Below are 25322 nucleotides of genomic sequence, written 5' to 3' on the forward strand. Positions count from 1 at the left end.
TCGTTAGATACAAAATACAGGGGGCAGGATGCAAGTTGCTAACCAAATACTTGTATCTTGTATCCTGGCACTTGCACCTCCGAAGGCGCTGACCTCAGGTCAGCTCCTTCGGATTATACACCCTTTCGTATTCGGCAATGGCGAAGCGGTCGGTCATGCCGGCGATGTAATCGGCCACGGCCCGGGCGCGGCCGGCCTCGCCCTGGTGCTCGGCCAGCTCGGCGCAGGCCTGCTGCGCCTCCTGCGGCATCAGCCGGACGTCGTCGAAGAAGGCCGCGAACAGGGCCTGGATGACGCGCGTGGCCTTGGCCGTCATGCGGTGCACGCGGTAATGGCGGTACAGGTGGGTGCGCAGGAAGCGCTTGAGCTCCAGGTTCTTCTCGCGCATGCCGTCGCTGAAGGCGATCAGGGGCTCGGGCCGCGCGCGTACCGCATCGATGTCGGCCGGGGCGGCGGCGTCCAGGCGCTGGCGGCTGGTCTCGATCAGATCCAGGGCCTGACAGTTGATCAGGCGGCGCACCACCTCGTGGATGCTGCGTCGTTCGGGCAGATCGGGGTAGCGACTGCGCACCTCATCGTACTGCTCCCGGAACAGGTCTATGGCGTTCAGCTGCTCCAGCGTGATCAGGCCGGCGCGCAGGCCGTCATCGACATCATGGCTGTTGTAGGCGATCTCGTCGGCCAGGTTGGTCAGCTGGGCCTCCAGGCCGGGCTGGCGCTTGTTCAGAAACCGTTCGCCGATCTCGCCCAGCAGTTTCGCCTGCGGCAGGGAGCAGTGCTTGAGGATGCCCTCGCGCGCTTCGAAGGTCAGATTCAGGCCGCGGAACTCGGCATAGCGCTCCTCCAGTTCGTCCACCACCCGCAGCGACTGCAGGTTGTGTTCGAAGCCGCCGTGATCCTTCATGCAGGCGTTGAGCGCGTCCTGGCCGGCATGGCCGAAGGGGGTGTGGCCGAGATCATGGGCCAGGGCGATGGTCTCGGTCAGGTCCTCGTTGAGCTGCAGTGCCCGGGCGATGGTGCGCGCGATCTGGGCGACCTCGATGGAATGGGTCAGGCGGGTGCGGAACAGGTCGCCCTCGTGATTGACGAAGACCTGGGTCTTGTATTCCAGCCGGCGGAAGGCGGCCGAGTGAATGATACGGTCGCGGTCGCGCTGGAACTCGCTGCGATGGCTGGGGGGCGGTTCCGGGTGGCGGCGGCCGCGGGAGTTGGCATCGCTGGCCGCGCAGGCGGCATAGCCGTTCATCGGGGCTCATTCCTCATGGGCGGCGTCCAGTGTGGCGCGTAGCTGTTCGGGGTCGAAGGCGTCGGTGACCACGGCCGCGCCGATGGCCTCCAGCAGGACCAGGCGCAGGCCGCTGTCCATCACCTTCTTGTCGACCGCCATCAGGTCCAGGAACTGCTGCGTGGACATGTCGCCGGGAATGCGGGTCGGCAGGCCGGCCCGGGCGAGCAGATGCCCGATGCGGTCGACCTCGCCGGGCTCGAGCCAGCCCTGACGCGCGGACAGCTGTGCGGCCAGCAGCATGCCGGTGGCGATGGCCTCGCCATGCAGCCAGGCGCCGTAGCCCATGCCGGTCTCGATGGCGTGACCGAAGGTATGGCCCAGGTTGAGCAGGGCGCGCTGGCCGCTTTCGCGCTCGTCGGCGGCCACCACCTCGGCCTTGTTCAGGCAGGAGCGGGCGACGGCGAAGATCAGGGCGTCGGTGTCGCGCGCCGTGAGCAGGTCCATGTTCTGTTCCAGCCAGTTGAAGAAGTCAGCGTCGCGGATCAGGCCGTATTTTATGATTTCGGCCAGGCCTGCGGCCAGCTGACGGTCGTCCAGGGTGGAGAGGGTGTCGGTGTCGGCCAGCACACAGTTGGGCTGGTGGAAGGCGCCGATCATGTTCTTGCCGAGCCGGTGGTTCACCCCGGTCTTGCCGCCCACCGAGGAGTCGACCTGGGCCAGCAGGGTGGTGGGAATCTGGATGAAATCCACCCCGCGCTGGTAGCTGGCGGCGGCGAAGCCGGCGAGATCGCCGATCACCCCGCCGCCGAGTGCAACCAGGGTGCACTTGCGGTTGAAGCGGTGCTCGAGCAGGGCGTCGAAGATGCGGTTGAGGGTGTCGAGGTTCTTGTACTGCTCGCCGTCGGGCAGGATCACGCTCCGGACCTCGAAACCCGCCAGACCCTGCTGTGTCGATTCCAGGTACAGCGGGGCAATGGTCTCGTTGGTGACGATCATGACCTGGCGGCCGTGGATGGCGGGCTGGAGCAGGTCCGTGCGCCGGAGCAGGCCGGGACCGATGTGGATGGGATAGCTGCGTTCGCCGAGTTCGACGTACAGGGTCTTCATGAGGATTGAGTTTCTTTTGCAGATAAATTCAGCACTATACGGACTGAGGCGGCCGCGAGTAAAGCCGTCGGTGAGCGGGCCGGGGTTAGCGCCGGCGGGCTCGGTCAGGCGGGGGTCGGTGCTGGTCCTCACCGCCGGCGTCCAGCCGCTGGACGATCTCGCGCACCACGTCCTTGACGCTGCGGCCGTCGGTCTCGATCACCAGGCTGGCCAGCTCGCGGTACCGAGGCTCGCGTTCGGCCATGAGGGTTTCCAGCCGGGCGCGCGGGTTTTCGGTCTGCAGCAGGGGGCGGTTGCGGTCGCGGGCGGTGCGGGCCAGCTGCTGATCCACCGAGGTATGCAGGTAGATGACGGTGCCGCGTTCGGCCAGGTGGCGGCGATTGATCTCGCGGGTGACGGCGCCGCCGCCTGTGGCCAGCACGATGTCCTGCATGCGGGTCAGGTCGTCGATGACCTCGGCCTCGCGGCGACGGAAGCCTTCCTCGCCTTCCTTTTCGAAGATGAAGGGGATATCCACGCCGGTGCGCAGCTCGATCTCGCGGTCGCTGTCGTGAAAATCACGGTGCAGACTGCGCGCGAGCTGGCGGCCGATGGTGGATTTGCCGGCCCCCATCGGCCCGACCAGAAATAAATTGCCCGGCATTTTCATGCCGGGCAGGTATGCCAGAAAAGGCGGGGTGGGGCAAGCCCGATGCGGCTCGCCCTCAGTTGACGCGCAGGCTCTGTTTGATGATCTTCGGGGTGACGAAGATCAGCAGCTCGGTCTTGTCGTCCTGCCTGCGGGTCTGGCGGAACAGGACACCGACACCGGGCAGGTCGCCGAAGAACGGCACCTTGTCCACCTCGTTGAGCTGGGTCTGCTCGTAGATGCCGCCCAGCACCACGGTGTCGCCATTGTCGACCAGCACCTGGGTGGAGACGTTGCGGGTGTTGATGCTGGGTACGCCGGCGAAGACCTGGCCCACGCTGTCCTTGCTGACGGCGAGGTCCATGATGATGCGGTCATCGGGCGTGATCTGCGGGGTGACCTTCAGCTCCAGTACCGCTTCCTTGAAGCTGACCGAGGTCGCGCCGCTGGAGGAGGCCTCCTGGTAGGGGATCTCCACGCCCTGCTGGATGGTGGCCTCGTGCTGGTTGGAGGTGATCACGCGCGGGTTGGACAGTACCTCGCCGCGGCCCTCGGCCTGCATCGCGGACAGCTCCAGGCGCAGCAGGTCGCGGCCGACGCGGCCGACCAGCAGGTTGAGTGCCCCTGCGGGATCACCCACCGGAAGGTCAACCATCAGGGCTTCGTTGCCGCTGCCGGCGGGATTCTCGATGCCGACCACGCCGCCCGGAGGGGCCAGGTCGCCGGGCAGTCCGCCGCCGATGATGCCGCGGGTCTCGTTCTGGAAGACGTCGTTCTTGGTCAGGCCGAGCTTGACACCGAGATCGCGGGCGAAGTCGTCATTGGCGATGACGATGCGCGATTCGATCATCACCTGGCGGACCGGGATGTCCAGGCTGGTGATCAGGCGCCGGATGTCCTCCAGCCGCTCGGCGGTGTCCTTGATCAGCAGGGTGTTGGTGCGCTGGTCGATGGTCACTGAGCCGCGCTCGGACAGCAGGCTGGAATCGCCCTGCCCGCCTTCGCCCGAGAGCAGGGAGGCCAGTTCACCGGCTTTGGCATAGTTGACCTGAATGAACTCGGAGAACAGCGGGGCCAGTTCCTCGATCTGTTTCTGGGATTCCAGTTCCAGCTTCTCGCGCGCGGCCAGTTCCTCGCTGGGCGCGACCAGGATCACGTCATCGTTCTTGCGCATGGCCAGGCCCTTGGTCTTGAGCACGATGTCCAGGGCCTGGTCCCAGGGCACGTTCTGCAGGCGCAGGGTGATGTTGCCGCTGACGGTGTCGCTGACCACGATGTTGGTGCTGGTGAAGTCGGCGATCAGCTGCAGTACGGAGCGTACCTCGATGTCCTGGAAATTCAGCGACAGACGCTCGCCGGTGTAACCGACCTCCTCGCGCTGGCGCTGTTCCTGCTCTTCCTTGCTGACCTCGCGCACCTCGACGGTGAACAGCTCGTCGGACTGGTAGGCGATATGCTCGTACTCGCCTTGCGGGGCGATGGTCACGCGTACATTGCCGCCCTGGCTGCGGGTGTCGATGGTCTGTACCGGGGTGGCAAAATCGACCACGTCCAGTCGCCGTTCCAGGGATTCGGGCAGCAGGGTGTTCTGGATGTCCAGTACCACCTTGCCGGCTTCCTGGCGCATGTCGATCGGGATATTGGGCGTTGACAGATGGATCATGACTCGGCCCTCGCCGTCCGGGCCCCGGCGGAAGTCGACGTTCTCGATGCGGCTGCCGCGGTTGGCGGTTGCCGCTGGTGCCGGGCTGTTGCCGGTGGCTGCGGTGTGACTGGCGGCGGCATCGCCGGCGCCGATGGTCAGTACGATCCGGTTGCCCTCGCTCTTCAGATCATAGGGTGCGCTCTCAACCAGATTGAGTACCACGCGGGTGCGGCCCTGGGCCTCGATCGCGGTCAGGCTCTTGGCCAGGCCGACGCCGATGTTCCGTGACTTGCTGCCCAGCTGGTTGGTGGTGTTGGGGAGGTCCAGCGCGATCCGGGCCGGGTTGTCGATGGTGAAGCTCAGCGGTTTTTCCGCCGGCTCGGCCATATTCAGCGTGATCTGCACCTTGTTGCCGGGCAGGGAGGAGACGTCCACACCCTGCAGTGCGTTCTCCTGGGCCGCCAGGGCATGGGAAAACACCAGGACGGCGAGGCCGATCAGGAGGGATTGCAGTCGGGTCATGATGGTATCCGGTCTGGTCTGGGCCTGCGGGCGGCTGAGACGGTTGTGGGCAATGTGCATTGAGATCATCCTGTTTCCCCCCATGGGATCATTCACTGAGCGCGAGCGAGGCCTGGCGTTCGATCCAGCCTCCCAGCCCGTCCGGAACGATTTCCACTAACTCGATTTCATATTCCGTGATGTTGACGATTTTGCCGTGATTCTGCCCCAGGTGGTTGCCCGGCTGAACCCGGTGAATGGTGCCGTCATTGGCGCGTACCAGCGCCCAGGACTGGCCGCCCTGATCCAGCGTGCCGACCATGCGCAGGGTGTCCAGCGGGAAGGACTCCAGCGCCTCGCGGGGACGGTTGCTGTCCGGCCGCACGCCATTGTCGCGGCTCTCGGTCAGGATGTCGTCCGGAGCGCCGCCGGCACTGGGTCGGAAGGGGCTGCGCAGTTCGCCCGCCTGGTAGAGAAAGGTCTCGTAGGGCTTGAACTCGGGCAGGGGTTCGACGCGTGTGTTCTGCCGTGCCCGGACCTCTTCCGTGTACTGGCGCAGGTCGTCGGTCTGGCCGCCGCTGCAGGAGGCTACCATGGCGGACAGACTCAGCAGCCAGACGATCCGGCCGGGGCGATCCATTGTCGATTTCACTGGCCCGCCTCCTCTGATTCATCCTCGTCCAGATAGCGGTAGGTCTTAGCCGTCAGCTCCATGACCAGTTCGCCCTGGGCGTTGTCTCCATCCTTGCCCGGCGTGATGCCGATGTCGTGAATGGTGACGATGCGCGGCAGGGCGGCCACGCCGCTGACGAAGTTGCCGAATTCGTGATAGCTGCCGCGCACGCGGATGCTGATGGGAAGCTCGGCGTAGAAGTCCTTCGGGATTTCGCTTTCTGGTTTGAACAGCTCGAATTCCAGGCCGCTGGCCAGTCCGGTCTGGGAGACATCGACCAGCAGCTCGGCCACCTCGGTCTTGTTGGGCAGCTGGCGCAGCATGGTTCCGAAGCTCTGGCGCATCTCCTCCAGCTGCTGCTTGTAGGCCTCCAGATTGGCCGCCTTGGCCGCCTTGGACTCGAACTGGGACTTGAGGTCCTGTTCCTCACGCTCAACCTTCTGCAGCTGAGCCTGCTGGTCCTTGATGTCGAACCAGTAGCCCAGGAAGGTCACTGCGGCCGCCACCAGAATGATGACGAAGATACGGGCCGGCAGGGGCCAGGCGTGGATGTTGCTGAAGTCGAGCTCGTTGAGCCTGTTCAGATCCAGGTTCATGAATCACCCCCGGCGTCTTTGTCTGCATCGGCCTGGGCATTCCTCTGCTTGGCCGTGAGGGTGAATTCGGCGGTGCGGGAACGCTCGTTCTTCCTGGTCTCGATGACCTGCAGCCCGGGGTTGGCGAGCCAGTCGGAGCCGTCGATATTGCGCATATAGGCCGATACCCGGGCGTTGGACTGGGCCACCCCGTTGATGGTGAGATTGGTGCTGTTCTGCTGGAACTGGGTCAGGTGCACCCCGTCCGGCAGGGTGCGCACCAGTTCGTCCATCAGGTGTACGCTCATGGGGCGGTTGCTCTGCAGTTCCTGGATGACGTTCATGCGGGCCAGCAGGTTGGTCTTGGTCTTTTCGAGGTCGTTGATTTCGCGGATTTCCTTGTCCAGCTTCTTGATCTCCGCCTGCAGGAAGCTGTTGCGGCTGTTCTGATTCTCGATCATTCCCGCCATCTGCATGTGCCACAGCCCCCAGATGGCGGCGCCGAACACGGCGGCCAGCACGACCTGGACCACGAAGTCCTTCTGCTGCTGGGCGCGCAGTTCCTCGCGCCAGGGTAAAAGATTTATACGTGCCATTTCCTTGTGCTCCCCCTTTAGCGCTCGTCAAAACTGCGCAGCGCCAGGCCGCAGGCGATCATCAGCGCAGGTGCGTCGTTGCTGAGCGACTGGGTCTTGATCCTGGAGGCCAGCGACATGTTGGCGAAGGGATTGGCGATGAGGGTGTCGATGCCCAGCTGGTCCTGGATCAGGCTGTCCACCCCGGGGATGGAAGCGCTGCCGCCGGCCAGCACGATCTGATCGATGCTGTTGTACTGGCTGGAAGAGAAAAAGAACTGGAGGGATCGGTTGACCTGCTGCGCCATGGCCTCCTTGAAAGGCTCCAGCACTTCCGGCACATAGTTGTCCGGCAGGCCGCCCTGGCGCTTGGCCATGCCGGCCTCCTCGTAGGACAGGCCGTAGCGTCGCATGATCTCCTCGGTCAGCTGCTTGCCGCCGAAGACCTGATCGCGGGTATAGATGATCTTGAGGTCGTGCAGGACGTTGAGCGTGGTCATGGTTGCGCCGATATCGACCACCGCAACGGTCTTCTCGATGCCCTCGTCCTCGAGCTGGCTGCTGAGCAGGGAGAAGGCGTTCTCCAGGGCATAGGCCTCGATATCGACCACCTTGGTGTCGAGCCCGCCGGCCTCGACCGCGGCCCGGCGCATGTCGACATTCTCGCTGCGCGAGGCGGCCAGCAGTACATCGACCGTATCCGGATTGTTGGCGGAAGGACCGAGGACTTCGAAGTCCTTGTAGACCTCTTCCAGGGGATAGGGGATGTACTGATCGGCTTCCAGTTCGATCTGGGCCTCCATATCGGCGTCGGACAGGGAGGCCGGCATGGGGATGATCTTGGTGATGACGGAGGAGCCGGCCACGGCCACGGCCGCGTGCCGGGCGCGGGTGCCGGAGCGTTTGACCGCCCGGCGTACCGCCTCGCCGACGGCATCGGCGTCGGTGACGCTCTTTTCGACGACGGAGTTGGGCGGCAGGGGCTCTACCGCGTAGCTTTCCACCCGGTAGCGGTCGCCGCTGCGACTCAGTTCCAGCAGCTTGACTGCGGTGGAGCTGATGTCGAGTCCGACCAGAGGTGGCTTCCTGGGCTTGAAGATCTGCGCAATCGGCACGGCGTCGTCCTTTGAATTCCCTTATTTTATCCTGAGCTTGCGCCTACAATGTCGACTCTTGCATTAGAAGGGAACCCCAACTATTTGTCAACAAAAGTTCTAGTTGCGCCTTCAGGTTTCGAATCAGGGTATCGGAATCTGCTCGATTTCCTTTATAGTGACGGGTCTATGGCGTGAATAAGCTGAGACGGGTATCACAGTCCCCTTGATTATGATTATGAAGATTCTGCGGTTTCTTTTGCCTGCGCTGCTGGGTCTGGCGGCGCTGGCGCTGGCCCTGGGGGCCGGCCTGTATTTTTATATCACCCCCCAGTTGCCCTCCATTGAAGCATTGCGTGACGTGCGTTTCCAGGTCCCGTTGCGGATCTACAGCAGCGATGGCCAGCTGATCGCCGAGTACGGCGAGAAGCGCCGCGCCCCGGTGACCTATGAACAGGTGCCTGAGCTGCTGGTCAAGGCCTTCCTGGCGGCCGAGGACGACCGTTTCTTCGTGCATCCCGGCGTGGATTACCAGGGCCTGCTGCGGGCCGCCTTCGAACTGGCACGTACCGGCGAGAAGCGCCAGGGCGGCAGTACCATCACCATGCAGGTGGCGCGCAATTTCTTTCTCAGCCGGGAAAAGACCTATCTGCGCAAGCTCACCGAGATCTTTCTCGCCCTGAAGATCGAACGCGAGCTGTCCAAGCAGCAGATACTCGAGCTGTACCTGAACAAGATCTATCTCGGCCAGCGCGCCTACGGCGTGGGCGCGGCGGCACAGATCTACTATGGCAAGGCCATCGATGAGCTCACCCTCCCGCAGATGGCCATGATCGCCGGCCTGCCCAAGGCGCCTTCACGCGACAATCCGGTCTCCGATATGCTGCGCGCGGAGCAGCGGCGCAATTATGTGTTGCGGCGGATGTACACCCTGGATTACATCGATGCCGAACGGTACCGCCAGGCACTCGTCGCCCCGATCAGCGCCCGCCTGCATGCGCGCAACAGCGAGCTGGAGGCCGGCTATGTTGCCGAGATGGTGCGCGCCCATATGGTGGAACGCTTCGGTGAACAGGCCTATACCGAGGGCTACCAGGTCCGGACCACGCTGGATTCGAGCCGCCAGCGGGCGGCGAACCGGGCCCTGCGCGCCGCCCTCATGGAATACGACCGCCGTCACGGTTACCGTGGTCATGAGGGCCTGGTGAAGCTGCCGGAGGCGGCGCCGGCCGAGGCGGCGGCCCGGGCGCTGACGGACAGGTCCCGTCTGGCCGGACTGGTGCCGGCCGTGGTGCTGGCGCTGGAGGAGCAGGCGTTCACGGCACTGCTGAAGGACGGCCGGGAAGTCACGGTGGCGTGGGAAGGCATCGAGTGGGCCCGCCCCTACCTCAGTCATGACCGTCGCGGCAAGGCCCCGACGCAGGCCGCCGACGTGGTCGAGCCGGGCGCGATCGTGCGCCTGCAGGAGCTGGAGGAGGGCTGGCGGCTGGCGCAGCTGCCCGCCATCGAGGGCGCGCTGGTGTCCCTGCTGCCGGATGACGGGGCCATCGTGGCGCTGGTCGGCGGCCTGGATTATTTCCGCTCCAAGTTCAACCGCGCGGTGCAGGCCCGGCGTCAGCCGGGCTCGAGTTTCAAGCCCTTCATCTATTCCGCCGCCCTGGACAAGGGGTTCACCGCCGCCACCATCATCAACGACGCCCCGGTGGTGTTCGACGACCCCGGCCTGGAGGCGCACTGGCGGCCGGAGAACTACAGCGGGCGCTTCTATGGCCCCACCCGGCTGCGCGAGGCCCTGACGCATTCACGCAACCTGGTTTCCATCCGGCTGCTGCAGGACATCGGGGTGCGCTTTGCCATCGACTATGTGCAGCGCTTCGGTTTCCAGCCCGGGCAGCTGCCTGCCAACCTGTCGCTGGCCCTGGGCAGCGGCAGCGTCACCCCGCTGCAGATGGCGCGCGGTTTTGCCGTCTTTGCCAATGGTGGCTACCGTATTGAACCCTATTTCATCGACCGCATCCTGGATGGGAGGGGCGAGACGGTGTTTGAGGCCCGCCCGCCGACCGTGTGCCGGGACTGCGAGCCCGAAGCCGATGCGGAGCTGCCCCCGGTCCCGGCCGCTGACCCCGCGGTGATGCTGGCCGATCCGCCAGGCCCTGCACCCCTGCCCCGCGCCGAGCGGGTGCTGGAGCCACGCAACAGCTGGCTGATGAACAGCCTGCTGCAGGATGTGATCAAGCGCGGTACCGGCCGCCGCGCGCTGACCCTGGGCCGCGGTGATCTGCGCGGCAAGACCGGCACCACCAACGATCAGCGTGATGCCTGGTTCTGCGGTTTCACCCCCGGGCTGGTCAGCATCGCCTGGGTCGGCTTCGACGAATTGGCCCCGCTGGGCCGGGGCGAGACCGGTGGCCGTGCCGCCCTGCCCATGTGGATCGATTACATGCAGACAGCCCTCGAGGGCATGCCGGAACAGCGTCGCGACCCGCCGGCCGGACTGGTGACGGTACGCATCGATCCGGTCACCGGTCTGCTCTCGCCGAGCGGTCAGACCGGCGCCATTTTCGAAACCTTCCGCCAGGAGCAGGTGCCGACCCGTTACAGCCGCGCGGAGGCATCGGACGGCGAGGGAATGGATCAGGACAACGAGTCGGCCGAACCGCTGTTCTAGGCGATATAGAGGGGGTACGGGATGCGACATTCGACCCGCGATCAGCAGATGCGCCAGCGCATCGCCCAGGAGGCGGCGCGGCTGATCGCCACCGAGGGTGTGCGGGACTACGGCGCGGCCAAGCGCAAGGCGGCCGAACGCCTCGGCGCGCCCGATACCCGCAACATGCCGCGCAACACCGAGATCGAGGCCGAACTGGTGAGTTACCAGTCGCTGTTCCAGCGCAATGAGCAGCCGCGGCACCTGCAGTCACTGCGCCGCGCCGCGGTCCAGGCCATGGGGTTTTTCGAACGTTTCCGCCCGCGTCTGACCGGCTCGGTGCTCAGCGGCACCGCCGACAAGCACTCGGACGTCAACCTGCACCTGTTCGCCGCCACGCCCGAGGAGGTGTTCATCTATCTGATGGAGCAGCAGTTGCCCTTCGAGGAAGGCCAGCGGCGTTTCCGTTTCGGCCGCGACGAACAGCATACCGTGCCGGTGGTGCGCTTCATGGCCGGCGAGGTGCCGATCGAGGCGGCGATCTTCTCGGAAGAGGGTATCCGTCAGCCGCCGCGCTCGCCCATCGACAGCCGGCCGATGGAACGGGCCGGACTGGCCCGGGTGGAGGCGCTGCTGGAGGAGGCCGAGCCGGTCGAGTCCTGATTTCGGGTTTCGTGGTATTTGGGCCACAGATAAACACGAATGAACACGGATAAGATCAAAACAATGACAAGCCGCGAATGAACGCGAATCAACGTCAATAAACCAATATCAATCAATCAGTTCGTAGACCGGAATAAGCGCAGCGTCTCCGGCAACCCGTGCCATGCCGGAAACGGGCCTTGTGGCCCTTATTCCGGCCTACGGCTGATTTGTCGGCGTTGATTCGTGTTCATTGGTGTTTATCTGTGGCCCAAAAAAACCGCGCACTCAGCCCACTCAACCCACTCAGGTCACGCCGATCTTCGGCGGCTCGGGATAATGTGAGGGATAGGGCTCGCGTGCCGCGCCGGTATCCACGGCGGCGCGGGCGATGGCGGGCGGGACGAAATCGATCAGCCGCGGGTCCAGTGGTTTGGGAATGATGTAGTCCGGCCCGAATTCCAGGCGTTCCAGATTGTAGGCCTGCAACACCTCGGGAAGCACCGGCTCGCGCGCCAGCGCGCACAGGGCCCCGACCGCGGCGATCTTCATCTGCTGATTGATCTCGCGTGCGTGCACGTCCAGGGTGCCGCGGAAGATGAAGGGAAAGCCCAGTACATTGTTCACCTGGTTGGGGTAGTCACTGCGCCCGGTGGCCATGATCAGGTCGTCGCGCACCCGGAGTGCGACCTCCGGCCGGATCTCGGGGTCGGGATTGGACAGGGCGAAGACGATCGGCCGCTCGGCCATGCTCGCCAGCATCTCCGGGGTGAGGATGTCGGGTCCGGACACGCCGATGAAGACGTCGGCGCCCCGCATGGCGTCGGCCAGGCTGCGGCGGTCGGTTGCCACCGCATAGGCCTGCTTGTACTCATTCAGGTCGTCGCGCCCGCTGTGGATAACGCCCTGGCGGTCAACCAGCAGGATGCGCTTGCGGTCGGCGCCCAGCGCGATCAGCAGATCCATGGATGCGATGCCGGCCGCGCCGGCACCCACGCAGACGATGTCGGCCTCGGGCAGGGTTTTGCCCTGGATCTCCAGGGCGTTGAGCAGGCCGGCGGCGATGATGATGGCGGTGCCATGCTGGTCATCGTGGAAGACCGGGATGTTGAGCCGCTCGATCAGGGTGCGCTCGATCTCGAAGCAGCGCGGCGCGGCGATGTCCTCCAGATTGATGCCGCCGAAGGTCGGCGCGATGCGGGTCACGGTGTCGATGAAATCCTCCGTGGCCGGGGCGTCGACCTCGATGTCGAACACGTCGATGTTGGCGAAGCGCTTGAACAGCACGCCCTTGCCCTCCATCACCGGCTTGCCGGCCAGCGGTCCCACATTGCCCAGTCCCAGCACCGCGGTACCATCGGTGATCACGGCCACCAGGTTGCCCTTGGCGGTGTAGCGGAAGGCGTTGTGCGGGTCCCGCGCGATCTCGCGCACCGGCTCGGCCACGCCCGGGGTGTAGGCCAGGGCCAGGTCATCCTGGCTGTTGCAGGGCTTGGTGACCTCGATGGCGATTTTTCCGGGTTGGGGTTCGGCGTGATAGGCGAGGGCGCGTTCTCTGTAGTCGCGGGACATCCGGTTCGGTCCTTTGTCGTGGCGGGTGCGTTCGGGTTCGGGCAATGGTAACGCAAAGGACGCAGAGGCGCAGAGACGCGAAGCAGAATGGATTTCAGGCGTTTCCTGTCTCTGCGCCTCTGCATAATTGTCGCGCAGTTCAGCTGAAGGTCACGGCACGGTCTTGACCAGGCTGCCAGGGGCGGGCTCGCCGTCGGGATACAGATCGTTGAGCAGTCGCAGCTGCGCCTCGGGGTGGTTGGGGATGCTCGATTCGCGGGCCAGACCGGCCATGCGCGTGTCCGCCCCGGCGCGGATCACGTGGATGCGCAGGGCGCGGGCCAGCTTGCGCTCGGCCTCGGTCAGGGGGTGGAAACTGCGTGCGGTTTCCAGCACCAGCCGGTCGTAGCGGAAGGGGTCGCCGCTGTCATCGGCCGCGCCGGAGAACAGCAGCGCCTTGTCGTTGCGATACAGCACCACATGGCGCACCGGCAGCCGGCCCTTGCTCGTATCCTGCCGGGCGATGGCGGTGTAGCCCTCCATGCCCATATGCCGGATCGGCTCGCCGTGTTCGAGGTTCGACAGCTTCAGGCGCTGGAGCAGGAAGTCACGCGGCGGGATGCGCTTGTTCAGGTCGGCCATGGTGAACTGGATCATGCCGTCGCCGCTGCGGGTGGTGGCGACCACCCGGTCGGGCAGGTTCTCGACCTTCCAGCCTGCGGGAAAGCTGATGGCCAGATCCAGCGGGGCGTGATAGAAGTGGTTGCCGCGGCGGATGCCATCGGTCTCGCTGTCGCCGAAGACCAGCCCGTCGCTGCGCTGCAGGAAGGCATCGCGCTCGATGCGGCCGCCGTTGCGGGTATGCGCCTCGGCCGCACCCACCACCTCCTGCAGCCGCTGGTCGTTGCTGGGGTGGGTGGAGAACAGGCCGTGATAGACCCGCGGCTCGCGGCCCTCCTCCTCGGCCAGCCGGATCTCGAACTGCTCCTGGTCCTTGAGCACCTCGATGACATCGAGCATGGCACCGGGGGCGTAGCCGGTACGGGCCAGGTACTCGGCGCCCAGGCGGTCGGCCTCCAGTTCGTGCTCGCGGCCGTAGCCGCGCACGATGGCCGTGCCGGCGATGTTGGCCAGATCCTGCGCGCCCTGCACGCCGGTGCTGCCGGCGATCACCGCACCGAGAATGCCGGTGACGGTGGACGCGCTGTGCTGGCGCACCGTGTGGCGGGCGGTGACGTGGCCGATCTCGTGGCCCAGCACCGCGGCCAGCTCGGCCTCGGAATTGAGATAGGCCAGCAGGCCGCGGGTGATGTAGATATAGCCGCCGGGCAGGGCGAAGGCGTTCACGTCCGGGCTGTCGAGCACCGTGAAGCGGTAGATGAGATCGGGCCGGTGACTCTGCGCGGCCAGACGCTCGCCGACCCGCTGTACATAGGCCTGCAGTTCGGCGTCCTCGTACCGGCCCATCTGTTCCAGGACCTGCGGGTTCAGCTCCCGGCCCAGGGCGATTTCGCGCTCCTCGGACATGAGCACCAGGTCCCTGTCGCCGGTGACCGGGTTGGTGGCGCAGCCGGCGAGCAGGGTCAGGCCGGTCAGCAGAAGCGTCAGGATCAGCAGGGGCAGTCTTGGCAGCAGTGTCGGCATGGTCTCAGTCCGGTTTGTCTCCGCTCCGGTCCGGCGGGGGAAGGACAGTCAGCATCAGCGGATGGCGGATCTGCAGCCGCAACTGGCCGCGGCGCTGGTAGATCCAGCCGCTGGCCTCGATGCTGCGGCCGGGCAGGGCCTTCCAGTCCAGTCCCCGAAAACCGTCCAGGTCGGTTTTGGCGATGCGCAGGGCGACATTGCCCTGCAGGTTGATCCACTTATTATACTGCCCTTCGCTCACATGGGTGACCTGCCCGGCGCGGATGAACCGGAACCCCTCCGTGGAGATGGGCAGGGCGGCGGCCGGTTGGGGGCGGAAGTCGGGGCGGCGCCACAGGCCCCTGTCGGCACTGCGCGCCCGGGCGGCGGTGGCGTGGTAGCACTCGGCCTGCCAGGTATTGGGTGGGACCGTCAGGGCAAAGCCCTGGCCCTGCTTGAGCATGACCGCGGTCAGGTTGCGGCCGTCAGCGAGAAAGGCGTGTGCCAGCAGCCGGCCGTAGCGGTCCTCGCGTTCGCGGCCCAGGCGCAGCCCGAGCTGGTTGCGGTTGAGAAAGACCAGCCGTCGCAGGGCGTCGCGGGCGGCAAGCGCGCCGGGTTCATGAGGGTTACCGTCGCGGCCCAGCTCGGGGGTGTTGATGCCGATCAGGCGCAGCCGCCGGCCGTCCTGCAGGGCCAGGGTATCGCCGTCCAGCACCTGACTGATGCGTGCCCGCTCATCGATGCGCTCGGTGAGGCAGTCGTCGGCACCGGCCGCGGGGGCGGTCAGCAGACCGAACGCAACGAGGGCGCAACCGGCTGCCCGGCGCGCCCTCGCTGTCAGTGAGTCAACCCGCGCCAGCACGGGCTGAAGCCTTACTTCATGCCGTACTTGCGGCGGAAGCGGTCCAGACGGCCACCGGTGTCCAGGATCTTCTGCTTGCCGGTGTAGAAGGGGTGGCAGCTGGAGCAGACCTCGACGCTGAGATCATGGCCCACGGTCGAGCGGGTCCTGAAGCTGTTGCCGCAACTGCAGGTCACGGTTATCTCGTTGTATTCGGGGTGGATTTCCGCTTTCATCTCATGTGTCCTCGGTGATACCGCGCCACCGGCGGGGTGGCGGAAAGGCGGGCAATGATACGGAAATCAGGCCGGGCTCACAAGTCCCTTGCGCCGCGGCGGGCGAAGTTGACGACATTGTCCGAATGCTGCGGCAGCACCTGGCGCGGATCGCGCCTGAGGGTCTCGAGCAGGCCGCCGCGGCCCTGGAGCGAATCCCACATCATGTTGTGCATGCGGATGCAGGCCGCCAGCGGGGTACCCGAGGTGCGGCGGATCTGGTCGAGTTTCCACTGCAGGCGGCGCAGCCGGGCCTGGGTGCGGGGCGGTGCCTGGCGGATGGCGGCTTCGATGGCCTCCCGGCGGCGGGCCTCGAAGCCCTCGGGGTCGCGGCTGGCCAGTTCGGACCAGTGATCGAAGTCGAAAGTGGAGTGATGAGCCTGTTGCATGGGCCTTCTCCCGTCCGGCGCCACCCGACCGGGCGGCGATTTTTATTGTTCTATCTGAACGAGACTAGCACGGGGCAGGTGGGATGTCATGCATTTGGCGCCTGAAATCTGACGGATGTCAAATAATGAATTTCAATAACCTGTTTTCATTGAATAAAAATTTCCGAAGCCCGGGCGCGTGAAGGCGGGACATTCCCGGCTGGCGGGTTTTGGCCTATGATGCCGGATCCGGTGCCACGCGCCGCTTCCCGGTATCCGCTGCCTGATCCGTACCCATGTCCCGAACCCCCAACATCGGCTTTGTGAGCCTGGGCTGCCCCCAAGGCCCTGGTCGACTCCGAACGTATCCTGACCCAGCTGCGGGCCGAGGGCTATGGCATCGTCCCGGACTATGCCGGTGCCGATCTGGTGGTGGTCAACACCTGCGGCTTCATCGACGCCGCCGAGGCCGAGTCGCTGGAGGCCATCGGCGAGGCAGTGGCCGACAATGGCCGGGTGATCGTCACCGGCTGCCTGGGCGGCAAGGCAGAGAAGATCCGCAAGATCCATCCCGCTGTGCTGGCCGTGACCGGACCGCATGCCTATGAGGAGGTGATGGCCAGCGTGCATGAGCACCTCCCCCCGCCCGAAGCGCCCTTCACGCAGTTGCTGCCGCCGGGTGGCCTCAAGCTCACCCCGCGCCACTACGCCTATCTCAAGATCAGCGAGGGCTGCAATCACCGCTGCAGCTTCTGCATCATCCCGGGCCTGCGCGGCGATCTCGACAGCCGCCCGGCCGGCGAGGTGCTGGAGGAAGCCGGGAACCTGGTCAGCGCCGGTGTGAGAGAGCTGCTGGTGGTCTCGCAGGACACCAGCGCTTACGGCGTCGATAAAAAATATCCCCTGAGTTTCTGGGGTGGGCGGCCGGTGAAGACCCGGCTGACCGAGCTGGCGCGCGCGCTGGGCAGTCTGGATGCCTGGGTTCGGCTGCACTACATCTACCCTTATCCGCACGTCGATGAACTGATCCCGCTGATGGCCGAGGGGGCTGATTCCTGATCCCTACCTGGGACATCCCGCTTGCGCAGCACGCCAGCCTGCCCGTGCTCAAGGCGATGAAGCGACCGGCGGCCACCGACAACACCCTCAGGCGCATCGAGGCCTGGCGCCGGGACTGCCCCGACATCACCCTGCGCAGTACTTTCATCGTCGGTTTTCCCGGCGAAACCGAAGAGCGGTTCGAGGAGTTGCTGGATTTCCTGCGTGCCGCCCAGCTTGACCGGGTCGGTGCCTTCGCCTACTCACCCGTGGAGGGCGCGGCGGCCAACGCCCTGCCCGACCCCGTTCCGGAGGAACTCAAGCAGGAACGACTGGCCCGGTTCATGGAGGTGCAGGGCGGGATCAGCGCCGCGCGCCTGCAGGCGAAGATCGGCCGCGAACTGCGGGTGCTGGTGGATAAGGTGGATGCAGAGGGTGCCATCGCCCGCAGTGCCGCCGACGCGCCCGAGATCGACGGTCTGGTGTTCGTCGATACCACCGACGCCCGTCCCGGCGAGTTCATCGATGTCTGTATTACCGATGCGAGCGAACACGACCTGTGGGCGGAGCCGGCGGGGTGACAGATCTCAAGATCAAGAGCGCCACGGAATACACGGAAAACACGGACATAAAAATATGAATCTGCTGCCCTGGCGCTGCGCGCCGCCGGACAGCAGAACTGTGTTGCATACGTGCAATTTTCCGTGCTTTCCGTGTATTCCGTGGCGCTCTTTGTTCAGCTCCCTTCCTCCCGCCGCTGCGCCTCGCGGATGCGGTCCAGGCGGATCTCGATGCGTTCGCCGTCGCCGCGTTCAGCGATCAGGTATTCGGCATGGTCGCGGGTCTGCAGGTCGCGCGGGCGCAGCAGCTCGATGTGGTCGAGTCCCGCCGGGTCCTGCCAGGTGACCTGCAGATGCCAGCCGCGCATGATGGCGAGTTCATAGTGGCTGTAGAGGCCGCAATCGACGGGGATGTAGTCTTCGCCGTCACTCATCTTCGCGATGCAGCGTCAGCTGGTAGCTTTCATCCAGCGGGTCCACTTCCAGGCGGTGCTCGATCGGTGGGCAGCAGACCGGGCAGTCCTCGATGAAACGCGCGGAGCCGGCGGACAGGTCCAGGGTGACCTCGATCGGCTCCCCGCAGTAGGGGCAGGTGTCGGCGTGCGGTTGGAGATCAGAGCGTGCCATCGGGGAGCATTTCCGCTAACACATCATTGAGAAACCGCTGGCCGGTCGGGGTGGTTCGGATGTGCGTATCCATTTCGATGAGTCCGCGTTCGACCAGCGGGGCCAGTGTCGTTTCCAGGTCGGCGCAAGCCAGGCCCGTGTGGGCCTTGTATTGTTCCGGCGTGAAGCCTTTATTCAAGCGTAGCGCATTGAGCAGAAATTCAAACCGGGCGTCGGCCTCGCTGAGTGCTTGGCTGTCGCCGATGCCCCCCGGGCTGCCGGCATGGGCGAGATAGTCGCGCGGATGCTTCGGTTTCCACAGTCGCAGGATGCGCTGCTCCGCGGCCAGGGTGAGCTTGCCGTGGGCGCCGGCGCCAATACCCAGGTAATCCCCGAACTGCCAGTAATTCAGGTTGTGCCGGCATTCGCGCCCGCGCCGGGCGTAAGCCGAGACCTCGTACTGAGTATAGCCTCTGGCGCTGAGCCGCTCCTGGCCCGCTTCCTGGATGTCCGACAGGCTGTCATCCATCCGGCAGCCGCGGCGGATGGGAATGAAACCAGGTGTTGGGCTCCAGGGTGAGCTTGATACCAGGAACGGTGGGCCGGTTCGAGATCCAGCGCCGTGGACAGGTCCTCCAATGCCTCGTCGATCCGTTGCTGCGGCAGACCGAACATCAGGTCCAGGTTGAAGTTGTCGAAACCGGATGCGTGAGCGGCCTCGGCGGCACGGATGGCCTCGCGGCGGCCGTGGATGCGGCCGAGTCGTTCCAGGTGGGTATCGTTGAAGCTCTGGATGCCGATGGACAGACGGTTGATGCCGGCGGCGCGGAAGTCGGCGAAGCGCTGCTGTTCCACCGTGCCCGGATGGCCCTCCAGGGTGATTTCCAGGCCGGGCTTCAGATTGAGGCGCGCGCGCAGTCCCGAGAGCAGTTCGGCGATGGCCTCGGGGCTGAACAGGCTGGGCGTGCCGCCGCCGATGAAGATGCTCTCCACCGTGCGGCCCCAGACCTGCGGCAGGTCCTGTTCCAGGTCGCGCAGCAGGGCAGCGATGTAATCACGCTCCGGCAGTTCGTCGCGCAGCTCATGCGAATTGAAGTCGCAATAGGGGCACTTGCGTACACACCAGGGGATGTGGACGTACAGCGCGAGCGGCGGCGGGGCGGTGAAGTTGAACATGGAGGTATATTAGCCACGGATGAATACGGATGAACGCAGATACAATCAGAACAGGTTGTGAGCCGCGAATGTACGCGAATAAAGAACAACATGGAGCATTGTTTTTCATGAGTTGCATGGGCCGGGAAGGGGCAGTCCGAGCCGTCAGCTGATCCACAAGGAGAGAAAAAACATTATTTGCGTACATTCGCGTTCATTCGCGGCTCCAGCAATTTTCATTTGAATCCGTGTTCATCCGTGTTTATTCGTGGCCCGAATACCTCACACCCGAAGCCCTGCCGCCAGCCGCCGCAGGGCCTGGCCGCGGTGGCTGATGGCGTTCTTCTCTTCCGGCGCCAGCTCGGCGGCGGAGCACTCATGGGTGGGAACGTAGAACACCGGGTCATAGCCGAAACCGTTCTCGCCCTGTGGGGCCTGCAGGATGCGGCCTTCCCAGGTGCCCTGGCAGATCAGAGGCGTGGGATCGGCGGCGTGGCGCATATGGACCAGCAGGCACTGAAAGCGTGCGCCGCGCTGGTGTTCCGGCGTGTCCTTCAGGGCCGCGAGCAGCTTGCTGCAGTTGTCGGCATCGCTGGCGCCCGGGCCGGCGTAGCGGGCCGAGTAGATGCCGGGGGCGCCGTTCAGGGCATCGACCTCGATGCCGGAGTCGTCGGCGATGGCCGGCAGGCCGGTATGCTCGGCGGCGTTGCGCGCCTTGAGAATGGCGTTCTCGACAAAGGTGAGTCCGGTCTCCTCGGCCTCGGGCACGCCGAATTCCGACTGCGCCAGCACCTCGATGCCGAGGCCTTCCAACAGGGCGTTGATCTCGCGCGCCTTGCCCGGGTTGCCGCTGGCCAGCACGATGCGTTGCACCTCGCTCATGCCGTCCCCAGGGCCTTGTTTCTGGGCCTCGATCAGACTGAAGATGCCCCCTTCGGCCAGATCCAGCATGCGCATCAGTTCATCCCGGCTGAAGGGGTGGCCCTCGGCCGTGCCCTGCACCTCGATGAAGCTGCCCTGGTCATCCATGACCACGTTCATGTCGGTCTCGGCGTTGCAGTCCTCGTCATAGTCCAGGTCCAGCACCGGTGTACCCTGGTAGACGCCGACCGAGACCGAGGCCACCAGGCCGGTCAGGGGGCTGGCCTTGAGTTCGCCCCGGTCCAGCAGGTGCTGGATGGCGTCGGCCAGGGCCACATAGCCGCCGGTGATGCTGGCGGTGCGGGTGCCGCCGTCGGCCTGCAACACGTCGCAGTCGATGGTCAGGGTGCGCTCGCCCAGCTTTTTCATGTCCACCACGGCGCGCAGCGAACGGCCGATCAGGCGCTGGATCTCCAGGGTGCGTCCGCCCTGTTTGCCGCGGGCAGCCTCGCGGCCCATGCGGGAATGGGTCGAGCGCGGCAGCATGCCGTACTCGGCCGTCACCCAGCCCTGCCCCTGACCACGCAGCCAGGGCGGTACCCGGGGTTCCAGGCTGGCGTTGCACAGCACCCGGGTGTTGCCGAATTCGACCAGCACCGAGCCCTCGGCGTGCATGGTGTAGTTGCGGGTGAGGCGGACGGGGCGCAGTTCGTCCGGCGCGCGTTGGCTGGGGCGCATGGGGAAATCCTTGGTTGTCGTGGACGGCCGCGGAGGCGGGACAGGGCGGCAATTATACTGACCGGGAGCGGTCCTGGGCAGGGGCGTCGGGTGGGATCTCATCGGCGTATTCCGCCATGGCCTGTTCGATGGCGGCGATGGCGCGGTCAAGGCTGGACTGCGGGGTGTCGGCCGCATCCCCGTGCTGGTCGGCCGGCTGCGGCGGGTTCTGCTCGCCGCTGTCCGCGCCTTCCCAGCGCAGGGCCGCGGCGGTGACATTGTCGCTGTGCGGGTAGCTGCTGGCCTCGGCGGTGACGGCCAGGGTCTCAAGGCGGTCGGCCAGATCCTCGCTGGCGGTGAGCTCCGGCAACGCCTCCGGGTCCAGCGGCGACCAGAACCCGTCGGAGCACAGCAGCAGCACATCACCCGGCTGCAGCCAGGCGGTGGGCCCCAGACTGGGCTCGGGGCAGGTGCCCTGGCCGCCGAGGCAGCGGCTGACCTGGTTGCGCAGGCGATGGGAACGGGCCTGGCGCGCGCTGATCAGGCCGGCGTCGAGCATGTCCGCCAGCGGCGTGTGGTCCCGGGTCTGGAAGACCACGGCGCCGTCACGCAGCAGGTACAGGCGGCTGTCGCCGACATGGGCCCAGTGGGCGGTATCGTCGCTGACCAGGCAGACCACGGCGGTGGTCAGGGGTTCGATCGGTGGTCGCTGGGCCTGGCCGACCGCGATGATGGTCCGATGGGCGGCCTCCAGGGACCGGGTCAGGAATTCGCCCGGGGCCTGCAGTGGATCGCGCTGGCGGAACTGGCGGGCCAGGCTGTCGATGAATGCCTGGGCGGCCAGGTCGCCGCGGGCATGCCCGCCCATCCCGTCGGCCACGGCCAGCAGCACGGCGTCGGCATCGGCCAGGATCAGGCTGCGGTCCTGGTTGCTGCTACGGTTGCCGAGCCGGGTGGTCTGTCTGGCGGTGAAGCGCATCACTAGTACCCTCGGTACTCACCCCTTGGCCCACGGAAGATGGCCGACCAGGCGATCGAAGGTGGATTCGGCCTCGACGCCCGCCCCCGGTGCCTGCCCATCAGCATAGAAGGCCGGGCGCAGCTGCGCCACGTTCTGCGGGCGCAGTTCGGGGTCGACCTCCATACACCAGTCGATCAGCTCCAGCAGGGGCGGGGAATAGTCCCGCCGGAAGGCGCTGGCCGCGCTTTTCATGCCGTCGTGTTCGTGGCGTTCGCGCGCCGGCGGCGGTGGCCTGCCCTCGATGCAGGCGCGCATGGTCGCGCCCAGGGCATAGATGTCGGTCCAGGGGCCGACATAGCCGTTGGTATCGTACTGCTCGATGGGCGAGAAGCCGGGGCTGATGACCTGGCCGGGCTGGGTCTGGCGGCTCTGGGGGAAGCCGTGCACGGCGCCGAAGTCGAGCAGCAGCGGATGGCCGCCGGGACGGATGTGGACATTGCCCGGCTTGATGTCCAGGTGCAGCAGGTCCTGGTTGTGGATCAGCTCCAGCCCGTCGAGCAGGGGCGGGAAGACGGTGCGCAGGAACTGCTCGCTCAGGCGGCCGCGGCGCCGGGTCAGGTAGGTTTCCAGGTTTCCGCCCCTCGTGGTAATCCATCACCATGTACACGGTGCCGTTGGCGCTGAAGAAGGTGAGCACGTTGACGATGTTGGGGTGCTTCAGCCGGGCGAGTGCCCCGGCTTCCTGAAGGAACAGCATGCGGCCGCGATTGAAACGGTCGGCCTCGGCCTCGCCGCGCGGGGCCACCTGGCCGTCGCGGGCACGACGGGCGAGTTTCGAGGGGATGTATTCCTTGATCACCACCTGCTGGTCGGTGTCGGCTTCCCGGGCCAGGTACACCAGGCTGAAGCCGCCTCCGCCCAGGGTTTCGAGAATGTCATAGCGGTCGAGGCGAGTGCCGGCGGCCAGGGCCTGGGGGCGTTTTTTCAGCACCTGTCGGAATCCGTGTCGGTTGGTATTGTCGGGGCAGGGTCAGTAATATGGATACATTCGGCCGGCCCGGCCCGGACTTGAGGCGTGCGGCCCGGTAATATTTTCAAATCAGGGAGTTGAGATGATCCGAAGCATGACGGCCTTTGCCCGGCAGGAAGCCGGCGGCGACTGGGGTGAACTGGTCTGCGAACTGCGCTCGGTCAATCACCGATATCTGGAACTCAGCCTGCGCCTGCCCGAGGAGCTGCGTGCCCTGGAGACGGGCCTGCGCGAGCGTGCCGCGCAGGTGCTCGGACGCGGCAAGGTTGAGATCAATCTGCGCTACCGGTCACAGGCCGGCGGTGGCGACGAACTGGAGCTGGACGCCGAGCAGCTCGCCCGCCTGCGAGCGGCGCTGAACAAGGTGGCCCGCGGCTTGTCCGATCCTGCGCCGATCAGCCCGCTGGAGGTGCTGCGCTGGCCCGGCGTGGTCCAGGAGCGGCAGACAGACCTGGAACCCGTCCAGGCCGCCGCCGCGAAGCTGTTCGACCGCGCCCTGGCCGAGCTGTCCGAGACCCGCATCCGCGAGGGTGCTCAGATCAGGGATCTGCTGCTGGCCCGGCTGGATGCCATGCAGCCGCTGGTGGAGGCTGCGCGCGAGCGCCTGCCCCAAGTCCGCGAGCGCATCCGGGATAAGCTCAATGCCCGGGTGCGGGAGCTGGTCGAGGTGCCGGACACGGACCGGCTGGAACAGGAACTGGCCTACCTGGCCCAGAAACTGGACGTGGACGAGGAACTGGACCGGCTTACCGGCCACATCGCCGAGGTGCGGCGGGTGCTGGGGCGCGACGAACCGGTGGGGCGGCGGCTGGATTTCCTGATGCAGGAGCTCAACCGCGAGGCCAATACCCTGGGCTCCAAGTCGGCCGACAGCGAGACCACCAATGTCTCGGTCGAGCTCAAGGTGCTGATCGAGCAGATGCGCGAGCAGATTCAGAATGTGGAATGAGCTTGCGAACCGCCAAGGCGCCAAGGATGCCAGGAAGAAAATTAAGCCAGGGAAACTCTGATTGTTTCCCCTTCGTGGGGATGCTGAATAAATTCGAGATTTCTTTTAGTATTTAAATAGTTGGCGCCCTTGGCGTCTTGGCGGTTATAATTTTATAGTCAACAATGATTATCAAGTAAGGCAGAATTTTATGGCGCAAGGCAGTCTTTACATCGTCTCCGCCCCCTCCGGGGCCGGCAAGACCAGCCTGGTGCGGGCCCTGATGGAGCGGATGGGGGGCCTGGCCTTTTCCGTGTCCCATACCACCCGTCCCATGCGTCCGGGCGAGCAGGATGGGCGCGACTATCACTTCGTTACGGTGGACACCTTCGAGGCCATGATCGGGGCCGGCGAGTTCCTGGAGCATGCGCGGGTGTTCGACAACTATTACGGTACCTCGCTGGCGGCGGTGCAGGCGCAGCTGGCCCGGGGCGAGGATGTGTTCCTGGATATCGACTGGCAGGGCGCGCGCCAGGTGCGGGAGCAACTGCCCGAGGCGTATGGGGTTTTCATTCTGCCGCCGAGTCGGGCCGCGCTGGAATCGCGGCTGCAGGGGCGCGGTCAGGACGGGCCCGAGGTCATCGCCCGGCGCATGCGTGACGCCGTCAGCGAGGCCGCCCATTATGACGAGTACGACTACCTGATCATCAATGACGATTTCGACACAGCCCTGAACGAACTGGGTGCGATTGTCACCAGTGCCCGCCTGCGCCGCCCGCGTCAGGCCGCGCGCCACGCCGGGATGCTCGCCGAGCTGCTGGGAGACTGATCCAGGGTCTGTTAACGCTACCGAAGCACCTGCTGCCGGCGCCGCGTTTTGTGTCTCCGCAAGGCGCCGTGAGCGCAGTGTAGCCCGGCTACATCAGCGAGCAGGCAACGCCGCGGGACGCAAAACGCGGCCCGGCCCTTCGGGTTGGGCCTGAGAAACCGTCACTCGGCGTTGCTCGTGCCCACAGCACTCGCTTCGCTCGCGGGGCAGGCTCTCGCTCATTTGGGGCGACCAAACTTCGCTCCTCGCGCCTTGATTGACGGTTTCTCAGGCCCAACAGCAGGCGCTTCGGTAGTGTTAACAGGCCCTAGTATCGGGCGTCCGAATTGGGTAGACTTGCCCGCCTCGCAGCAATGATTCTGAGCAGGGAAATCCTATGGCACGCATCACGGTGGAAGATTGTCTCGATAATGTCGACAACCGCTTCGAGCTGGTCCTGCTGGCCGCCAAGCGGGCCCGGCAACTGGCGCGCGGCGCCGATGCCAAGCTGGCATGGGAGAACGACAAGCCCACCGTGATGGCCCTGCGCGAGATTGCCGACGGCCTGGTGATCCCGGCCAACGTCGACAGCCTGGTCAAGCCGCCCGAGGAACCCGCCCCCGAGGCCGGTGCCGAGGTGGAAGCCGACGCCCTCCCGCCCGAGACCGAATAAGCCCGTCCCTTT

23 protein-coding genes and 3 pseudogenes are annotated in these 25322 nt (G+C 65.6%); 6 read left to right on the forward strand and 20 right to left on the reverse strand.

Translation table 11 applies throughout. The features are described 5' to 3' along the window. Window positions 1–94: 94 nt before the first annotated feature. From D6C00_RS09000 to D6C00_RS09035, 8 genes are all read right to left on the reverse strand, one after another. On the reverse strand, window positions 95–1246 hold the full coding sequence (locus D6C00_RS09000) for a deoxyguanosinetriphosphate triphosphohydrolase (protein WP_125181417.1): 1152 nt from the start codon (window positions 1244–1246) through the stop codon (window positions 95–97). Between the two features lie 6 nt (window positions 1247–1252). Next, window positions 1253–2335, reverse strand: a complete 1083-nt coding sequence (aroB, locus tag D6C00_RS09005) for a 3-dehydroquinate synthase (protein WP_125181418.1) — start codon at window positions 2333–2335, stop codon at window positions 1253–1255. 85 nt (window positions 2336–2420) lie between these two features. Further along, on the reverse strand, window positions 2421–2984 hold the full coding sequence (gene aroK, locus D6C00_RS09010) for a shikimate kinase AroK (protein ID WP_125181419.1): 564 nt from the start codon (window positions 2982–2984) through the stop codon (window positions 2421–2423). A gap of 55 nt (window positions 2985–3039) precedes the next feature. Beyond that, entirely contained in the window at window positions 3040–5190 is a 2151-nt protein-coding gene (pilQ, locus tag D6C00_RS09015) for a type IV pilus secretin PilQ (protein WP_241546835.1), read from the reverse strand. A 28-nt stretch (window positions 5191–5218) separates the two neighbouring features. Then, the gene (locus D6C00_RS09020) at window positions 5219–5761 is read right to left on the reverse strand and encodes a pilus assembly protein PilP (RefSeq protein ID WP_241546836.1); all 543 of its coding nucleotides are present in this window, start codon (window positions 5759–5761) and stop codon (window positions 5219–5221) included. Beyond that, on the reverse strand, window positions 5758–6372 hold the full coding sequence (pilO, locus tag D6C00_RS09025; protein ID WP_125182425.1) for a type IV pilus inner membrane component PilO: 615 nt from the start codon (window positions 6370–6372) through the stop codon (window positions 5758–5760). The genes D6C00_RS09020 and pilO overlap by 4 nt, the downstream gene beginning before the upstream one ends. Before the next feature lie 2 nt (window positions 6373–6374). Then, window positions 6375–6953: a PilN domain-containing protein gene (locus D6C00_RS09030; protein ID WP_125181420.1), complete on the reverse strand. Its 579-nt coding sequence runs from the start codon at window positions 6951–6953 to the stop codon at window positions 6375–6377. Between the two features lie 17 nt (window positions 6954–6970). Further along, window positions 6971–8041 carry a pilus assembly protein PilM gene (locus tag D6C00_RS09035; RefSeq protein WP_241546918.1) on the reverse strand — a complete coding sequence of 357 codons (1071 nt, stop codon included), beginning with the start codon at window positions 8039–8041 and terminating at the stop codon, window positions 6971–6973. A 223-nt stretch (window positions 8042–8264) separates the two neighbouring features. On the opposite strand from D6C00_RS09035, the gene D6C00_RS09040 reads away from it, so the two are divergent. Together D6C00_RS09040 and D6C00_RS09045 are read left to right on the forward strand one after the other, a co-directional pair. After that, a complete protein-coding gene (locus D6C00_RS09040; RefSeq protein WP_241546837.1) occupies window positions 8265–10694 on the forward strand; it encodes a penicillin-binding protein 1A in 2430 nt (809 codons plus the stop codon). Between the two features lie 21 nt (window positions 10695–10715). Beyond that, window positions 10716–11336 (forward strand): hypothetical protein, encoded by a 621-nt coding sequence (locus D6C00_RS09045; RefSeq protein WP_125181423.1) that lies wholly within the window; start codon window positions 10716–10718, stop codon window positions 11334–11336. A gap of 285 nt (window positions 11337–11621) precedes the next feature. On the opposite strand, the gene D6C00_RS09050 is transcribed toward D6C00_RS09045, so the two are convergent. The 5 genes from D6C00_RS09050 to D6C00_RS09070 form a co-directional block, all read right to left on the reverse strand. Further along, on the reverse strand, window positions 11622–12887 hold the full coding sequence (locus tag D6C00_RS09050; protein ID WP_125181424.1) for a malic enzyme-like NAD(P)-binding protein: 1266 nt from the start codon (window positions 12885–12887) through the stop codon (window positions 11622–11624). A gap of 150 nt (window positions 12888–13037) precedes the next feature. Continuing rightward, window positions 13038–14510, reverse strand: coding sequence for a M48 family metalloprotease (locus D6C00_RS09055; RefSeq protein WP_125181425.1), 1473 nt, complete (start codon window positions 14508–14510; stop codon window positions 13038–13040). A 4-nt stretch (window positions 14511–14514) separates the two neighbouring features. Then, window positions 14515–15351, reverse strand: coding sequence for a thermonuclease family protein (locus tag D6C00_RS09060; RefSeq protein ID WP_158675373.1), 837 nt, complete (start codon window positions 15349–15351; stop codon window positions 14515–14517). Window positions 15352–15362: 11 nt separating this feature from the next. After that, window positions 15363–15566, reverse strand: a complete 204-nt coding sequence (gene rpmE / locus D6C00_RS09065; protein ID WP_125181427.1) for a 50S ribosomal protein L31 — start codon at window positions 15564–15566, stop codon at window positions 15363–15365. A 77-nt stretch (window positions 15567–15643) separates the two neighbouring features. Next, on the reverse strand, window positions 15644–15994 hold the full coding sequence (locus tag D6C00_RS09070; RefSeq protein ID WP_125181428.1) for a DUF3135 domain-containing protein: 351 nt from the start codon (window positions 15992–15994) through the stop codon (window positions 15644–15646). Between the two features lie 275 nt (window positions 15995–16269). On the opposite strand from D6C00_RS09070, the pseudogene rimO reads away from it, so the two are divergent. Continuing rightward, window positions 16270–17592 (forward strand): annotated as a pseudogene (gene rimO / locus D6C00_RS09075) (30S ribosomal protein S12 methylthiotransferase RimO). Window positions 17593–17747: 155 nt separating this feature from the next. Here the strand turns inward: rimO and D6C00_RS09080 are convergent. The 7 genes and pseudogenes from D6C00_RS09080 to D6C00_RS16580 form a co-directional block, all read right to left on the reverse strand. Further along, window positions 17748–18005, reverse strand: coding sequence for a transcriptional antiterminator, Rof (locus tag D6C00_RS09080; RefSeq protein ID WP_125181429.1), 258 nt, complete (start codon window positions 18003–18005; stop codon window positions 17748–17750). Further along, window positions 17998–18198, reverse strand: a complete 201-nt coding sequence (locus D6C00_RS09085) for a CPXCG motif-containing cysteine-rich protein (protein ID WP_125181430.1) — start codon at window positions 18196–18198, stop codon at window positions 17998–18000. Before D6C00_RS09085 ends, D6C00_RS09080 begins: the two co-directional genes overlap by 8 nt. After that, a pseudogene (hemW, locus tag D6C00_RS09090) lies at window positions 18185–19353 on the reverse strand (radical SAM family heme chaperone HemW). The gene D6C00_RS09085 and the pseudogene hemW overlap by 14 nt, the downstream one beginning before the upstream one ends. A gap of 261 nt (window positions 19354–19614) precedes the next feature. Continuing rightward, on the reverse strand, window positions 19615–20931 hold the full coding sequence (gene rph / locus D6C00_RS16575) for a ribonuclease PH (RefSeq protein WP_125181431.1): 1317 nt from the start codon (window positions 20929–20931) through the stop codon (window positions 19615–19617). Window positions 20932–20983: 52 nt separating this feature from the next. Beyond that, entirely contained in the window at window positions 20984–21889 is a 906-nt protein-coding gene (locus D6C00_RS09100; RefSeq protein WP_158675374.1) for a PP2C family protein-serine/threonine phosphatase, read from the reverse strand. Between the two features lie 18 nt (window positions 21890–21907). Continuing rightward, window positions 21908–22522: a protein kinase domain-containing protein gene (locus D6C00_RS15750; RefSeq protein WP_206609602.1), complete on the reverse strand. Its 615-nt coding sequence runs from the start codon at window positions 22520–22522 to the stop codon at window positions 21908–21910. Window positions 22523–22565: 43 nt separating this feature from the next. Beyond that, window positions 22566–22862, reverse strand: a pseudogene (locus tag D6C00_RS16580) (serine/threonine protein kinase); the annotation flags it as partial. Window positions 22863–22983: 121 nt separating this feature from the next. Between D6C00_RS16580 and D6C00_RS09110 the strand changes: the two are divergent. The 3 genes from D6C00_RS09110 to rpoZ all read left to right on the forward strand — a co-directional run bounded on the left by D6C00_RS09110 (window position 22984) and on the right by rpoZ (window position 25310). Then, window positions 22984–23850: a YicC/YloC family endoribonuclease gene (locus D6C00_RS09110; protein ID WP_125181433.1), complete on the forward strand. Its 867-nt coding sequence runs from the start codon at window positions 22984–22986 to the stop codon at window positions 23848–23850. A 190-nt stretch (window positions 23851–24040) separates the two neighbouring features. Continuing rightward, window positions 24041–24658 (forward strand): guanylate kinase, encoded by a 618-nt coding sequence (gmk, locus tag D6C00_RS09115; RefSeq protein ID WP_125181434.1) that lies wholly within the window; start codon window positions 24041–24043, stop codon window positions 24656–24658. 376 nt (window positions 24659–25034) lie between these two features. Then, a complete protein-coding gene (gene rpoZ / locus D6C00_RS16585; RefSeq protein ID WP_125181435.1) occupies window positions 25035–25310 on the forward strand; it encodes a DNA-directed RNA polymerase subunit omega in 276 nt (91 codons plus the stop codon). The last annotated feature ends 12 nt before the right edge of the window (window positions 25311–25322 follow it).

Source organism: Thiohalobacter thiocyanaticus (assembly GCF_003932505.1).
Lineage (GTDB): Bacteria > Pseudomonadota > Gammaproteobacteria > Thiohalobacterales > Thiohalobacteraceae > Thiohalobacter > Thiohalobacter thiocyanaticus.